The 16,966-nt window shown below is 36.2% G+C and carries 8 protein-coding genes; 7 read left to right on the forward strand and 1 reads right to left on the reverse strand.

Annotated features, from left to right (window positions below; translation table 11 throughout):
- The 7 genes from AC2VNP_RS14560 (at position 1) to AC2VNP_RS14590 (ending at position 15,570) form a co-directional block, all read left to right on the forward strand.
- Positions 1–765 (forward strand): DUF6339 family protein, encoded by a 765-nt coding sequence (locus AC2VNP_RS14560; RefSeq protein WP_486918023.1) that lies wholly within the window; start codon positions 1–3, stop codon positions 763–765.
- Positions 766–1,050: 285 nt separating this feature from the next.
- The gene (locus tag AC2VNP_RS14565; RefSeq protein ID WP_486918024.1) at positions 1,051–3,417 is read left to right on the forward strand and encodes an HNH endonuclease; all 2,367 of its coding nucleotides are present in this window, start codon (positions 1,051–1,053) and stop codon (positions 3,415–3,417) included.
- A gap of 150 nt (positions 3,418–3,567) precedes the next feature.
- The gene (locus tag AC2VNP_RS14570) at positions 3,568–5,850 is read left to right on the forward strand and encodes an AAA family ATPase (protein ID WP_486918025.1); all 2,283 of its coding nucleotides are present in this window, start codon (positions 3,568–3,570) and stop codon (positions 5,848–5,850) included.
- Position 5,851: 1 nt separating this feature from the next.
- Positions 5,852–7,126: an McrC family protein gene (locus tag AC2VNP_RS14575; RefSeq protein ID WP_486918026.1), complete on the forward strand. Its 1,275-nt coding sequence runs from the start codon at positions 5,852–5,854 to the stop codon at positions 7,124–7,126.
- 456 nt (positions 7,127–7,582) lie between these two features.
- Positions 7,583–11,107: a DISARM system helicase DrmA gene (gene drmA / locus AC2VNP_RS14580; RefSeq protein WP_486918027.1), complete on the forward strand. Its 3,525-nt coding sequence runs from the start codon at positions 7,583–7,585 to the stop codon at positions 11,105–11,107.
- Entirely contained in the window at positions 11,104–12,801 is a 1,698-nt protein-coding gene (gene drmB / locus AC2VNP_RS14585) for a DrmB family protein (protein ID WP_486918028.1), read from the forward strand. Before drmA ends, drmB begins: the two co-directional genes overlap by 4 nt.
- An 18-nt stretch (positions 12,802–12,819) precedes the next feature.
- A complete protein-coding gene (locus tag AC2VNP_RS14590; RefSeq protein ID WP_486918029.1) occupies positions 12,820–15,570 on the forward strand; it encodes a sigma-70 family RNA polymerase sigma factor in 2,751 nt (916 codons plus the stop codon).
- A gap of 49 nt (positions 15,571–15,619) precedes the next feature.
- On the opposite strand, the gene AC2VNP_RS14595 is transcribed toward AC2VNP_RS14590, so the two are convergent.
- Positions 15,620–16,789: a DNA cytosine methyltransferase gene (locus AC2VNP_RS14595; protein WP_418201054.1), complete on the reverse strand. Its 1,170-nt coding sequence runs from the start codon at positions 16,787–16,789 to the stop codon at positions 15,620–15,622.
- Between the last annotated feature and the right edge of the window lie 177 nt (positions 16,790–16,966).

Here is a 16,966-nt window from a genome sequence, read left to right on the forward strand (position 1 = left end):
TTGAAGCTACAATTCATTTCCGATGAGACACTCATGGACTTACGTTCTAACTATGATGCCTACAAGGAGCATTACTATACCAAAAACAATGAATGGTTTAATGACTACTTTAAAGAGAATGGTAGAATACTAGAGTCGAATATCTCTTTTGATATACCTACTTTAAATATGGATGAAAACTATTTATTGAGTGATCAAGAAAACGTAAAAATTCTATATAATGCGTTAAAAGATCTTACCGTTTCACAAGCGACACAAGAAAGGCTCTGGTCTGGATTAGCTCATTTACAGTTAAGAGAGTTCACCTACTATCGATTAAAAAAAGAACTCCTAGAACATAATGACAAGCGTATAAATACAGCCTTATTCTTTAAAAATGGTAACAAACGCTCTTTGTTTGTTCATATCCTAGCTCGTTTATGGTGGGTTGGTTATATGACGTATGATGAGGAAAACAAGGACAATCCTTACTGGCTAACCGAGTTCTTTTGCAATAGCGACTTTTCTGCAAGATGCGTAGTCTTCTTCTCTAGTAACTTTACGTCTAATCGAAATATTACAAAAGGTATTTTAAAATCTCTAGTCAAACTTAAAGAAAAAGGAATACCAATTAAAAGAGACCACTTCGTCCAAGCCAACAAATATTTAAACGTAGTGGGCGGAGCGATGATCCTAGACATGCTTACAGCTGATGAGGTAGAGCAAATGGTAGACAAGCATCTTTATAAACATTTTGGAGTTGGAGCAGATATTCTTTCAGTTTAATAATGGATAGCACTAAAAATGACAATGGGTTAGCAGCTCATTGTTTTTTTAGTTTCACTAAACGAGGAAGCGCAATATTGTATCTGCGCACAGATGTGTCTTACTATTTATGGCACCTCATCCAACAATTTAACGAACCGAACATGGTTCGTTTTCTTTTTACCCAGTTGGTTGAGCGAATTGAAAATAGTTGAAAATTATAATATTTTGTCTAGTTCTGTCCCTTAAATAGAAAAAATTGTGAGATAATTGATTAACTGGACTCATTCCTAAAGGAGATTTAACATGACAAATTCAAAATACAACAAAGTTTATGATGTGAATGAACAAGTAGAGTTAATCCTAGAGTTAGTCGATGAGTTAGATGTGGAGTCAATTCCGCATTTATCGATCAATTTTTTTGAAATAACCATGAATGATTTAAAGCATACATATACGAAAAAAGACCGGGATATGATTGTCAATTACTTATTGGCGAAAAAGGCAAGCCGAAGCGGAAAGGGGAAGAAAAGCACTCGCGATCCGGTATTGGAACAAATTAAAAGGCAAGCGGAAATGACCGAGCTGACGAATAAAATTATGGATTTAGTCGAAGAAAACAATTTGACTCGTATCGAAGGAGTAAGTCTAGATCTCGGTACCTTAACTCATAATCGTCTAGGCAAACAATCCAAGGACGAGCTTACTTTATTACATACGGCTATCCAAAATCACCTGAACCAGCAGCTAAAGACAGGTCAACAATCAGAGTCGAAACCGAATAACGAAAAAATAGACAAGATCAAATATGAGATTTTGATGTTGGCTGAAGACCTTGAAATCGATCGGATTCGTGAGTTTAGTGAACTCAATTTCGCAAAGCTGACAGTCGATGATTTAGCCCATTATGAACTCGATGAGCTGGAATCCATGCTCGACGTCCTCGAAGGACAAGAAATCGTGAGCGCTGAAATCAAGATGATTCATCATTTAGTGAGGATGATGAATATCACTAAATTACCGAGCCTAGACATCCATTTTACAGAAATGACCGACTATGACTTCCGTTACACGATTTCCAACAAGGATCGTCAGTTGCTTTTAAAGACATTAGAGGAACTTTACGAAAGTGGTTTTGAAGAAGATCCTTTGGACGCGTTGCACGCATTTAATTCCTCTAGTGCGAAAGAAGAAAAAGAACATATCGAACGAGTGGTAGAAGATAAACAACAGCAATCAGAAAACATAGAACTGATTCGTAAAATCATGGATTTAATCGAAGAAAATAACCTCACGACCATTAAAGGAAACAAACAGGTAACGAACTTAAATGAATTCCAACTAGAAAAGCAATCGAAAACAGAGCTCATTCTCCTTTTAGATGCGATCGAGACGCATATCGCAATGAATGAAAAGTATGGTAACGCCACGCATATAGAGGAAGAAGATGACCTTTTGGAAGACGAAAAGGATGAGGAAGCTCGCGGCATCAAACAAGACATTCTGATGATAGTTGAGGAATCTGGGATTAACCACATTCCAGAATTCAGTGAACTTGATTTTGCGACTGTTACGATAGATGATTTGACTGACTATCACATTGAAGATTTAAAAAGCATGCTGAGTTTTCTAGAAACTCAAGAAATAACGACGAATGAGATTAAAAGAATTTTTGAATTAGCGAACATTTTAAACATGAGAGAACTTCCGGATCTTGGCATAGATTTTACCGAAATTACGGATGAAGAATTACGATACTCGAACTCCAAAGAAGACCGACAGTTTATTATTCAAACGTTAGAAGACCTGTATGAAAATGGCTATGACCAAACGACGAATGACTTTATTAATCCTCTCGAAGTCATTGAGAAATATAGATATGGTGCGTTAAAAGACAACGATGATTGGGAAGACGAGATAAAAGAGGATACGAGCTGGAGAAAACACATTCCACCTTCTGTTAAAACGCAATTGCCAAGCTGGCAAAATGACTCGGTTCATGAATTTTATGAAAAAGTGAAAGTGCTAATGCAAAAGTCCCGTGGAAGAGATCTCGCTATTCTTCGAGAGTACGTTTGTGATTTATCAGAGATAGTCTTTGATCAACCTGAAGAAAAAGATGAAGAAGAGCAACTAATGGAAAATGCTGATGAGGATGAGATTGCTTCAGCGGTTTTAACGATTGTGGAAATGATCATTCTACCCCATCAAGAAGTGCTTGAGCGGATTGAACAGAAGGGCGGACAAATTTTATTTAGTAATGTGTGGAGTCAGCCGTTCACTGAGACACTAAAAAAAGAAGTGAAAGATCGTGACGGTTGGGCTTGTGTTGTCTGCGATTCGGATAAGGGTTTGCATGTTCACCATAAAATACCGAGAAAATATGGTGGAGTGAATCATAAGCATAACCTCGTTACATTGTGCAGCTCCTGTCACCCTGCAATCGAAACAGCGGATATCCGCCATGCGTTTACGAAGTGTTTAGCGAATTATCGGATGAACCAAAACAAAAAAATTAAAAAGCCTGTTTCTGAAGATAAAACGATACTAAAGCGCGAAGTGGAACAAAGTTTAGACCACTTATTCCTCGCTTTATCGAACCGAAATGAAAATGAATTAATAGAAGAAGTGTTAGGCATTATGAAGCGATTAGAAGTCATTTTTTACGACTAAAACATCGATCAACAAACCACCCAGCCCAAAAAAGGAAACGGTACGTCAATTTTTTCCTCTATACTATAACACTATACTAGTACATGGAATTCTATAGGTTTACGAACCGCCATAACAACAAAAAACTACAGCCAAAGGGGAGAGTTACATATGTTATTGCAAAAGATCATGGATAAGCGCAAGAAGTTGCTCCTAGAAAAGAAAGTACCCACGCAAGAGGAGCTTCAAGAAGACTATCGTCTCTTTCAAGAAAAATTTGGTCCAGAAAAACTAAAGGATCTAGAAGGAGAAGAATTATTAGAGACAGTATCTAATCTTGGCAACCGCGATAGTTTAGTTTATTGGTTAGAGTTTAAAAACGATGATGAATTTCGAACGACGATATATGGCAGTATTTCAGGTGGCAGTGCCTTTAAATATATTATGTTTAAGAGAAACAGTGACGGTGTGTGGGTGACGGGGTACAACCAAGATCCAGTTGAACTTGACCAAGAGCAAGCGATCGACATGGCGATGAAGATTCGTGACAACCTCGTACAAGGTGCTGAGATGATCGGCCAACTTATTTCAAAGGAAGGTCCGGTTGACGAGGATGCGTACATCAAATTACAGCTGGAGCTTGAATCCCAATTAGAGTTTAATATGGGCAAACTTGGCTGGGTTCATAAATATTATCATATGATTTTTCCGGAGCGAATTGATGATTTTCACAATGATAATTGGCAAAAAAATGTGTTAATCAAATTACATGTCAAGCCGAATGAACAAGGCGGTCTTTATTCTTGGGCAGGTCAACTGATGGCGATTGCACGACAAATTGAGTGTCCGATCAATCATTTCACCCATTGTCTCAATGAACTATACGGTGGACCGCATCATTATATTCGTGTTGGTACGACTTCTGGTACAACCAGCTATTGGAACGAAATGTATACCGAAGGCCACATTGCGATTGGCTGGCCGGCATTAGGGGATTTAAGCCGATTTGAGGATATGAAAATAACTGAGATGAAAAAACACATTCGCGCGATTCTTGAAGAGAATTATGATCAGACCCCTCAAGTCATTGGTAAATGGACGCTGCAGATCGTGACGTTCTTTACTCGCCTGCATCGCGGTACAGTGATCGTCGCAGCCGAAGGACAAACGGTATTAGGAATTGGTAAAGTTATCGGTGGCTATCAATATGTTGAAGGTAAGGACTTCCCGCATACGGTAAAAGTCGATTGGTTAAAAACACCGAATACGAAGCTACCGAATCCGAGCGAAGGCCTACAAACGACGACGCATCAATTACGAGATATTGATAACTTATTAGCGATTGAAAAGATCTTAGCTGAAGAACAGCATGAGCCAATTCCTGTTCCGACGAAGCTCGAACCACTGACAGGGATGGCTGCGAAAATCGAGAAAATTTTAAGCCGAAAACGTCAGGTCATTCTATACGGGCCACCAGGAACAGGGAAAACTCACCATGCTGAGCATACATGCTCCGAGCTGTCCGCACGAGAAATTTACAGTAAGAACTTTGCAACACTAACAGAGGAACAAAAAGCAGTGATTAAAGGAAACCGCACGGCTAGAGGTACGGTGAGAATGTGTACGTTCCATCCTTCTTACGGTTATGAGGATTTTATGGAAGGAATTAAGCCAACAGTCATTAACGATCAAACGGTGTTTCAGTTGAAGGACGGTATTTTTAAAACGATTTGTCAAGACGCTATCAATAATCCCGATCATAGCTTTTACCTTATTATTGATGAAATCAACCGAGGGGACATTTCACGTATTTTTGGTGAATTAATTACGATCATCGAAAGCAACAAGCGCGGAAAAGAAGTCATTTTACCGTTATCGAATGAACCGTTTCAAGTGCCGAAAAATGTGTACATTATCGGGACGATGAACACAGCTGACCGGTCTATTGCCTTACTCGATGTCGCACTGCGCCGCCGTTTTGGTTTTATTGAATTATTGACGGACTATTCGCTGTTAGAAGATGTGCTTATTGAAAGTTTGCCATTAGGCGAATGGTTAAAAGCATTGAATGCACGAATCGTTGAAAACTTGGGACAAGATGCGAGAAACTTACAAATTGGTCATGCGTACTTTTTAGAAAAAGAAAAGCCGATTCGCAACTATGAAAAGTTCAAACGAATTATCGAAGAAGACATCATCCCGTTAATTGAAGAATACTGCTACGGGGACTACGCCACGATGGCTAAAATATTAGGATCTGCAATCGTCGATGTCAAACAGAAGACGATTAAAGCAGACATTTTCAACGATGACAGCACCGTTTCACTCGTCAATGCCTTATTGGAACCGACTCCAGAGTTAAGTACGGAAAATCATTTATTACCGGAAACGGATGATGAAGGTCTGGATGAAGAGGAACAAGAGGAGAATGTAGAAAGTAAGTTGGTCGATTAAGATGAAATTAGTAATGAAAGAGTGGGACTCGATATTTATTTCCGAGAAGGAATTACCGAATGATGAGGCTGCACAAGCAACTGTTCAATGGCTGAATGAAAAGAAGATGCTGGAGATTATCGAATTAAAAAACGGACTTAGTATTCAGACCAACTCCTTTATCGGGACCATCGTCATCGGCGACCTGCAGCTGACGATCACTCCGAAAATCAAAGGAGTCGAGCTGATGACATTACTGAACTATGCTTATTCTGTCAAAGATTTAAAAATCGTCAATCAAGCAGATTTCCAGCTCGACACTTTTCCTTTTTTCGATATTTTAATCTTTCAGTTGTATGGCTACGCCGATCAATTAGTGAGAAGGGAACTGGTCAGAGGATATGTCCGTAAGAAAGACGACTTATCCTCTCCGAAAGGGCGGTTAGATTTTAACCAATTGGTGAGAGAAAAACATCTTCAAAAAACGACGCTGCCGAGCATTTATTTTGAACGCAATGAAGATCATCTTCTCAATCATGTGCTGTTAGCCGGATTAAAGCTTAGTATTCAAATGGTCCAAGACGATCAGTTAAAGAAGAGCCTGCAGCGCCTGTGTTCGCAATTAGAGGAATATATCTCACCGATCCTCCTCAATAGACAACAACTGCAGCAAGCACAGACCCGTATTAACCGTTTGTCTGAGCATTATCGTCCGATTGTGGAAATCATCACGTTGCTTTATCAAACGCAAGGCTTAGAAATTGAAGGGGCCGATAATCCGATCCACTTGAGTGGATTTCTCTTTGATATGAACGTCTTTTTTGAAGCCTTTGTCGAAAAGCTCATTCGTGATTTTGTGCCTTATTATTCGTTACGCGAACAGTTTAAACTGCACGAAACGTTCCATTACGCACCAGGCTATAATCCAAAACGAAGAAAGTCACCGACACCAAGACCGGACTATGCGCTGTTAAAGAAAAACAAAGTCGTGAAACTAGCGGATGCCAAATACAAAGACTTGTGGGAGAATGCACTCCCACGCGATATGTTATACCAGCTGGCCATTTATGCGTTAAGCAGTGGAGATCAAAAGTCATCGACGATTATCTACCCATCGCAAAACGACTTAGCAACCACACAAAAAATCAACATCAACAACCCCATGACCAATGACAAAATGGCAACGGTCGTCTTAAAGCCGATCAACTTGAACAAGCTCGCCAACTTACTAAAGAAGCAAGATCAAAACCGGGGATTGTTGCAGGAGTATATGGGGGCGGTGTTGTTTGTGGACTAATTAATGCAGCCCTCGCTTATCTTTCGTAAGTTACTGAAGACTTAACCGGGGTAAGTGGAGGGCATTATGTTTGATGTCGATTGTGTTTAAAATAACACATGGTTTAACTGTATTGAAGATGACTTGTTTTACAAATGTATAAGTTGATTTTAATAAAATCTCTTTAAGTGTTTTGTTTCTAATATTACTTGTAAAGGATTAGATAGAACTAACTATAAATTCTAATTAATTAATGTACCATGATACTTACAGGTTAATAGGTAATTTTTTATTTCTTCTATAATTCTCAACTGACTTTTTCAAAACGATTGTAAAAAAAAGTTTGGAATTGGAGGAAAAATGGAAAAGATGTCGAACTATTTACTTAATCTTTTAGCAATTCGGAGGTTAAATTAATTTACAGTTAACTAGGTGTATTTATATGTGTAGTAAATATATTTAAAAGGAGTAAATGTTATGTCTCCAATAGGTGAGAAAGTTAAAGTAATATTAATAAATAATCCGTTAGGTTTAACTATAAAAGAAATTACAAATGAATTAAGAAAATCAGCTCCTTCGATAGTAGAAAATCAAGTTGAGAGAACACTGTATAGATATAAAAATTCCTTCCAAAAGAGCGAAGAGAATATATGGAGGTTAACCAGTATCATAGAAGAGGAGAAAAAAGCTCTCAAAGTATCGAAAATTCTCAAAAATGGAATACAACATCTTGGGATTGAAGAGTTATCAAATTATCACATCGGTAGAAAAGCTGATTTACGTGACAACCTTATTGAAGAGGTTCGTAAGGATATAATTGGACCAAGTGAAGAGCAAGAAATACTATTTGAAAGACCAAATGTGTATTATCTTGGCGCGATGTTATACCCGAGTAATAATGAAATTCAAATTTTGGACGGACATGAAATGGATAGAGAGGATGATAGTACAAGTCATGAAGATGAGCAAGTTGCAGAGGAAGCAACACAGGTCAATCGTTTTTACCCATCCTCACTTGGATTGACCTGCCATCTTTCAGAAATCTGTAAATCGGTAAAAGTTAATATTTCGTTTGGTATCTACAATGAAGAAAAAATAGAAAAGAAAAAGGGATACAAACGAACGAATGTTCAGAAACAGCTAATTATTCATACTGAGAACAAACAAGACGGTACCTTTATTGACGAGTATCAAATTCAATTAAAATGGATTATAAGAGACACTTCTCAAGGGCGATCTTTTAGTATTTTTTTAGTTAATAGATATGAAGCAAAAACAAATACCCCAGTAGAAGAAATTGTATTTCAACCAGTCCTATCAATAGAAGGTAATGAGAAAAATTATCCATTTGTACGAAGAGATACCCCGATTAACTCAGAACTTGATGATAATGATATTAAATCATTAAAATTATTATATCGTGATCGACCTGAATTTGCTGTAGGCCATGGGTGTGCAGTTGAATGGGAGAACTTCACTTTCCAAAAAGCAAAAAAAATCTCAACAACATTCCTACCTAGTTATGAAATACCTGCTGTTCAGCATTTGGAAATAAAAGAGTTAACAGGTCTTGAAATGAAGGTATTGGCTTATGTTGATGATCCTCATCAAATGAAACATTCACTTCTTCCACTGATTGAAAAATATGATAGTTGGATTGATGGACTTAAGGAAATAAAAATTGAAAAAGAATACGAAGCTCAACGAGAAATACATATCGAAACTTGTAAAATAGCAGCAAAAAGAATGAGAGAAGGGCTTGAAATTCTAACAACTAATTCAGATGCCTTTGAGGCATTTAAATTTGCAAATGAGATTATGCTTTATCAACGGTCTTATTCTCTATGGGCACAAGATTTCCGTAAAACTGGTGTACGAACTGAAGATCCAGAAATTAATGAAAAATTAGAAGGAAGATGGAGACCTTTCCAACTAGCATTTGTATTGTTAAACCTAAAAAGCATTGTTGATCCTACTTGTGAAGAACGTGACTGGGCTGATTTACTATGGTTCCCGACAGGTGGAGGTAAAACAGAAGCTTATCTTGGACTAGCTGCGTTTGTCTTAGCTTTAAGGAGATTACGAGGTAAAGAAAAAGGAATAGAAGGTTATGCGGGAACAACTATATTAATGAGATATACGTTACGGCTATTAACTATACAACAATTTCAAAGAGCAGCATCACTAATTTGTGCAGCAGAATACTTAAGAAGTAAAAATCCAGTGAAATGGGGAACAGAAGAATTTAGTATTGGTTTATGGGTTGGTGGAGGAACTACACCTAACTCACTGAGTGAAGCAAAAGAGACACTAAAGGACTTACAATCTGGAAAATCAATTTATGAGGCGAATCCAATCCAACTACATCATTGTCCTCGGTGTGGTGAAGCTTTAAAACCTGATAATTATTCAATTGAAAACGAAGTGTTTAGAATTTTATGTAGTAATAGTAGTTGCTATTTCTCAGCTCATCGTATCCCAACCTATACCGTCGATGAAGCGATTTATTATCGGTGCCCTTCCATTTTAATAGGTACTGTTGATAAGTTTGCTAGACTTCCTTGGAACGGTAATATTGCTACTCTTTTTGGTAAGGTAGATCGTTACTGTCAAAGACATGGATTTATAAGAGCTGGAGAAGACCATGCCATGTCACATAGTCCATCTGATTTATATGGAAAATCTGAGACTAAACCAATAGATCAATTACTTCCTCCAGAACTTATTATTCAAGATGAGCTTCATTTAATTTCTGGTCCATTAGGTTCAATGGTAGGTCTTTACGAGACAGCTATTGATTATCTGTCAATGCATGAATGGGAAGAAAATAATATTAGACCTAAAGTTGTTGCTTCAACGGCGACAATTCGCGGTGCTAGTCAACAAGTACAAGGTGTTTTTAATCGTGAAGTTTGCCAATTCCCTCCTTATGGAATTGATGCAGGTGATTCGTTTTTCTCAAAGGAAATTTCCACGGCCGTTAAACCGGGGAGGAAATATGTTGGCCTGTATTTACCTGGGACCTCAGGGAAATCTTCTACTGTTAGACTTTATTCGGCATTATTACAGAGTACATATCGAAATCAGGAGGAAGAGGTTGATCCGTACTGGACACTAGTAGGATATTTTAATAGTTTACGAGAATTAGGTGGAACGCTTCGACTAGTAGAAGATGATATCCCAGATCGTATTCGATATCTAGCGAAAAATAAAGAGGAAAAGTTATATCGAAAATATTTAAATACAGAGGAATTAACGAGTAGAATTCAAGCAACAGAAATACCTAATATATTAACAAAACTAGAGCAGCCTAATACCAATAAACGATCGGTGGATGTCTTATTATCTACAAATATGATTTCAGTAGGGGTTGATATTGATCGTCTTGGTTTAATGGTCGTGACTGGACAGCCAAAAGGGACATCTGAATATATTCAGGCAACGAGTCGGGTTGGACGTAAATATCCTGGTTTAGTTTTTACTATGTATAATTGGTCACGACCAAGAGATATTTCACACTTTGAACAGTTTACATCGTATCACTCAAAAATTTACACATATGTTGAAGCGACAAGTGTTACGCCATTCTCATATCGTTCTAGAGATAAGGCTTTGCCAGCTATTGTAATTGGTATGCTACGGCAATTAGATGAAACACTTTTTAAGAATAGTTATGCTGAATTTTTTAGTGGAGATAATGAGTATTTAGATGAAATAAAATCAGTAATTGTTCAACGTTGTCGTGATATTGAGAAAATTGATCATGGAAATATAGAAGAAGAGATTGAGAATATTATAAAATACTGGATGGGCAGAGTAGATGAACATCCTGAAAAATTAGAGTATTCTCAGTATCAATATTCAAAAAGTGATGTACCTGTTTTGATTAAAGGTATTAACCAAGAAATTAATCGTGCAATATTAGTTCCGGACTCCCTCCGTGATGTGGAAGCAGAAGTGAATATTTATTACTTAGATGAAGAGGAGGAATTACTTTCATGAAGTCTCCAGGAGGAGTAAGAGCTAGTCAATTAATTACAACATTTGGACCAGGATCAATTGTTGATTTTAGAAGTGATTCAGTCATGATTATGGGGCTAGATAAATGGAGCAATCGACCTGAAGATTATTATATTGTTCAAGAACCGAGGTTACAAACTCGACTTAATGTTTCATCATTTCGTCAACCACGTTCATTTGGAAATAGAGGAGGAATTCCTGCAATTTCATTTCCGAAATATAGAGTATGTAGTGAATGTAAAGCATTGAAGGCCGATTTTCAAAAAGATAAAAAAGGACAATATGTATGTTCATGTAAAGGAAAAGGTGTAGTTACTTACCCTGCCCGTTTTATATCATCTTGTACTAATGGACATATACAAGATTTTCCTTGGATTGAATGGTGTCATAAGGGGGAAGACGTGTGCTCCAATCCAAGCCTCCGTCTAATTACCAGAGGACAAAGCTCCTCATTAGACGACATCGTTGTACGGTGTAGTTGTGGCGCCCATAATCATTTAGGTGGTGCATTAAAAAAAGGTACTTTTTCAAAAATTAATGTTGAGTGTAAAGGACATAGTCCTTGGTTAGGGACATCTGGAGGATGTGATCGTAAAGCAAGGGGGTTACAACGCGGGGCATCCAATGTTTATTTTTCATCAACCATTAGTGCTTTATCTATTCCTCCTTGGACTGATGATATACAGCAGTTGGTAAGTAGTCAGTGGAATAGAATTCTTAGTAACATTAACCGGCGAGGATTAGAAAACGTTGAATTGATTTTAGATGTATTATTCCCCGAGGCAAACGAACAAGAACTTAAAAAAATCTTTCAAGCTATTATCGACCAATACCGAATGTCACAAAAAGGCACAGACATACATTATGAAGAATGGAAAGCATTTCAGGACACCAAGAAAGTAACAAAGCATTTTCATATTGAGGAAGAAGAAGTTCATTCTGCTATTTCAAAATTTGTAGAACGGATTGTACTTGCTCACCGGTTACGAGAAGTTAGGGTTTTAAGAGGTTTTACGCGAATTGATTATCCTGATCCATACGATCCATCGGAGGTGGGTTATTCAAAACTCTCGAATACTGATAAAGATTGGCTTCCAGCCGTAGAAGTGTTAGGCGAAGGAATTTTTATTCATTTAAATGAAAACTCATTAAAGGAATGGGAGGAAAAAGTTAATGAACATGGTAGATATAAATCATTGTTGAAAAGGTACCAAGACTGGAGGCTAGAAAAAGGCTGGGAGGAGGATGATAAATTTTCAACCCGATTTATTCTTTTACATTCTTTGTCCCATGCATTAATTCAAGAATTATCACTTTCAAGTGGATATTCATCCAATTCAATACGAGAAAAAATTTACGCAAGTCCAGATATGTGTGGCATTCTACTGTATACTGCGTCTGCAGATTCTGACGGTTCACTTGGTGGAATTATCCAACAGGGAAGAAAAGATCAGTTTAATAAATTATTACATCAAACTATTAATCGAGCAAAAATTTGTTCGTCAGATCCATTATGTAGTGAAAGTGAAAATTTAGTAGAGAATAGTTTAAACCTTGCTGCTTGCCATGCTTGTCAGTTGGTTGCTGAAACATCATGTGAGTGGTCTAACCGATTGTTAGATCGTCTATCTTTATTCCAGTCAGAAGAAAATGAAATAGGATTTTTTGATTTGTAAAAAGTAGTAGGAGTGAGAATGATGAATGTCCGTCAAAAATCAGGCCCTGTTTACAGTAATGTTAGTTTAATAAAACGTGCCCTTTTCCAAAGCCCAAAAGGGAAACTACCCTTCCATGAAATACTGGTTTTTGTTAATAATAATTGGACAAGTGGACATTCTAACTCTCTTCCTATTGATCAATTAGTAGGTATGGCACTAAATGCACCTAGGTCTTTTTTTGAGGAAGATGAAAATGGCTTGTGGGGAGTTAAATACAATATTGATCAACGTTTAGATGAAATATATCAAATTGCTCATCAATTAAAGCAACCATTTTTAGTAGAAGATTTTATTAAAAAATTCTCGTATAATATCAAAGCTAATGAGCTTGTTCAAGGTCTACATAGTGATATTAGATTTACTGATGTAGGAAGTTACTGGCTGCTTTTGGAATGGGAATTAATAAACGACCTTGTTTTTGAATATATGCAAAAGATAAGACTATCGACAGCAAATCAGAATGAGATTGTCTCCGTTGTACGGTTAGAGTATCAGCTGGATGAGTATAATACTATCTTTGCTCCACATATTGATACCCGATTTATTGTCAAAAAGAACCATATTCAGATCGAACTGGAAGAAGAAAATGAGGAAAATTTTGAAATTATTATTCCAGTTGAAGTAAAGGAAGAAGTAGCTAGATCAAGTGTAATAATTTTTCAACAAATTAGAAATTCAAATGATGAAGTTAGAACGAGGGGTATTATTCCTGGAATTTTTAATATTAAGGCCAATAATCCAGCATTTAAGATTTATTATGCAGCAGTCGAGGAGTTTTTGGCTTTACATAATGAGTTTATCTGTATTGCAAAAGGACGGTGGATATTTGATCAAGCCGCACCAGCACTTGATATTGAAAGCACAATTTACCCAACTTATTCGGTAAAGAACTCTGTTCCTACCATTAATAATCTTGATTTACTTATGGCACAAAGTGAACAGGAAAATTATATACAAGGGACTTCAATATTAGTAGGAGATATTGATACATCAAAAGAAACAGAGACTTCGATTAATTCAACCGATAAGAGTAATAATCTAATAGGATATTCTATCATTTCCTATTTTGAGAGAATTAAAGGCTATTTACAAATACCGTTTGAAATCAGTTATTTTTTTAAAGCTAAAGAAACAAATAAAGGGAAAATTGAAATCATTATTGATGGTTTTACCTATGACTGTTGGTGGGGAAAAAAAGATAATCGCTTTTATTTTTATGGAAATGGTATTTATGACTTTTTCTCAGATTACTTGATTGAGCCAGGACATAGATTAAGAATTGAGCTAAAAGAAAACCAAGTAAAAGTTGATGGAGTAGGAATTGACGAACGTTATGCATCTGAGCAAGCCAGATATTTAGATATTGGGAGATTAGTAGAAGAAAGTAGGAAAGTTAATAAGTCAATTTTTACCCTCATTTGTGAAATATTATCTACATACCCTTCTGGAATGCACTGGACAATGTTAGTCGACAAAGTATCTAAAGTACGAACAACCACCAAAAATACTGTCTACAACCTCTTAAGTAAAAATGAATGTTTCCAACCAGTCGTTGATAAAAAGGGTTATTGGAAATTAAACATTCTAAAGCTATCTAGATTTTATGTTGATGAGGAAGATAAACAAGTAGAAGTTATCGAAGAAGAGTGGAATGAAAGAGAAGAAGAAGCTGTTCCTATAGATGCAAAAAAATTTTTTACTGAAAATCCTGATAACTCTAATGAAACAACAAAAGATCAATCAAAATTAATTGAAATGAACTTTGATGAATATGATACTGAAGATTATGAATTACCTAGCCTTTGGTCAATTTTTTACAAATGGTCAAAAGAACAGAAAAATGTACGGTTTCAAAATGTAGCAGAAGAGAGTAAAAATAAAGAAGAATTAATTGAAAATATTACAAATGCTTATTCTGAAATGCTTTGTAATGTCGCTAAATCAAGAGCAACATATTCCATTGATAGAATGGATTTAGTTCAAGAGGGTTTTTTTGGATTGCTAAAAGCGATAAAAAAATTTGATGGCTCTCATTCATTTGCACATTATTCTAAAAGGTGGGTTCTTAGTAAAGTTCTTAGATATATTGATGACCAGCAAAATCTTATTAGGCAGCCTGCGCATATGGTTGAAAAAATTAGAGGTTGGGAGAAACTGGTTAATGATACTTTGTTACTAAAAGGACGTTTTCCTACAAAAGAAGAATGTCTGGATGCTGGGTTAGGTAATGGTATTGAACTTAATGCTTTTTTAAGACGACAAGACTACGTGACATTTGAACAATTTTCAATGTACTTAAGAAAGCAGAAGAACAAATGGGAACAAATTGATAATCAACTGTTAATTCCTTGGTATGCTGCTGAATTAATAGATGAAAAAACATTCAAATATTATTATGATAATAATATAAAACTGAAATATCAACGATCTTATTTGGATTTTGAAGAAGACTCAGATTTGTTATGGGGAAGTTTATTAGAGTTTAGCTATGATCAAAAGGACCTTCGATTAGAATTAGAGAAGTTATTAAATCAGTTGGATAATCGTGAACGTGAAATGGTGATGATGAAATACGGTTTTATGGACGATATTGAACATACACTTGAGGAAATAGGGAGAAAATATAACCTTACTCGGGAAAGAGTAAGACAAATTATAAAAAACGCACTAGCAATTTTACTTAAATCAGCAATAAAAAATGATCTAGCTACCTATTTAGAGGATTAAAATAAAAGAGAAGGATAAACCTAGATCCAAGGTTTATTCCTTCCCTTGTTTAATTCAATACTTCTAATTTATTTCTTTCACTTTGAAGGTATGGTTCTATTACCGATACCATGTTTTTTGCTATCAACTCTACAACTGGAACGGTTACAGAGTTACCAAATTGTCTATATGCTTGTGTATCAGATACAGGGATGATGAATTCTTTTGGAAAACCTTGTAATCTAGCGCATTCTTTAGGAGTCAATTTCCTAGGGTTATTTCCTTTTTGTTCTATAAGGATCTCACTGCCATCTTTATAGTATCTAGCACTAATGGTATTCGTATACGGACTATCAGCATTAAAAAGTGAAAATCCAAACCCATTACCTTTCTTTTTGTGTTCTTCTTTTCTTCTAAGGTGACCTTGATAAAGTCTATCTGATATAGTGTATTTTTCGTTAACTTTTTCTTCTAGAATTGAACCTACTCGCGTTTGTATATTAGTAGGTTTTGGAAATTGGAATGGAATTTCTGGCCCATTAATGGAGTTATGAAATCCCACAATGAAAATACGTTCTCGATTTTGGGGAACACCGAAGTCTGCTGCTCTTAGCACTTTGATATGAAGAGTATAACCTAATTCATCTAGTACTTGTTTAATTTTTTCTAATGTTTGTCCTTTATTATGACCGCGTAACTGTTTTACGTTTTCTAGTAAAAAAGCTTTCGGTCGCTTAGTTTCTAATATTTTTGCAATATGGAAAAATAATGTGCCCCGTGTATCCTCAAAGCCTTTTCTTAACCCAGCTTGGGAAAATGGTTGACACGGAAATCCTGCTAAAAGAATATCGTGTTCCGGGATAGAGTTTACATCGATTAAGGTAATATCTCCTTCAGGAACTTCTCCAAAGTTGGCTCGGTATGTTTTACATGCAAATTTATCCCATTCAGATGCGAAAACAGATTTACCTCCTTGATTTTGAAATGCTAGTCTTATTCCACCAATTCCAGCGAATAGATCTATCATTTTAAATTTAGGGTTTTCAGGAGCTGGGAAGGGTGGTTCTTCAGGGAAATTAAGAATGGCTTGAAGTTCAATTGGTGAAGGTTCAGTCTCTTCATTTTCCCACCTACGTATTGTACGATCACCGTTTTTACCCATGCCTAGTGCATCAGCAAATTCCTTTTGAGTCATATTTAATCTTTCTCGCTTTGATTTTATTTGTAAAGATATTTTCATTCTAGCACCCCATATGTGTATTTTTGAGGTTTGATTGTCCTCTTATTGACACAACAATACCAAACATCTATTCGTCTGTCAATCATGCTAATATATAGATATAATGGAAGGAATAGTATATTAGTAGTTTAATCTGTCTACTATATATGTAAATATAACTATATATGTTCTGGAGGT

This window comes from Alkalihalobacterium sp. TH-98 (assembly GCF_057473385.1).

Bases quoted from the DNA above. Each gene is read 5' to 3' on its own strand.
- AC2VNP_RS14565 (WP_486918024.1), top strand. From the start codon at position 1,051: ATGACAAATTCAAAATACAACAAAGTTTATGATGTGAATGAACAAGTA.
- drmA (WP_486918027.1), top strand. From the start codon at position 7,583: ATGTCTCCAATAGGTGAGAAAGTTAAAGTAATATTAATAAATAATCCG.
- AC2VNP_RS14595 (WP_418201054.1), bottom strand. From the start codon at position 16,789: ATGAAAATATCTTTACAAATAAAATCAAAGCGAGAAAGATTAAATATG.
- AC2VNP_RS14590 (WP_486918029.1), top strand. From the start codon at position 12,820: ATGATGAATGTCCGTCAAAAATCAGGCCCTGTTTACAGTAATGTTAGT.
- AC2VNP_RS14570 (WP_486918025.1), top strand. From the start codon at position 3,568: ATGTTATTGCAAAAGATCATGGATAAGCGCAAGAAGTTGCTCCTAGAA.
- drmB (WP_486918028.1), top strand. From the start codon at position 11,104: ATGAAGTCTCCAGGAGGAGTAAGAGCTAGTCAATTAATTACAACATTT.
- AC2VNP_RS14575 (WP_486918026.1), top strand. From the start codon at position 5,852: ATGAAATTAGTAATGAAAGAGTGGGACTCGATATTTATTTCCGAGAAG.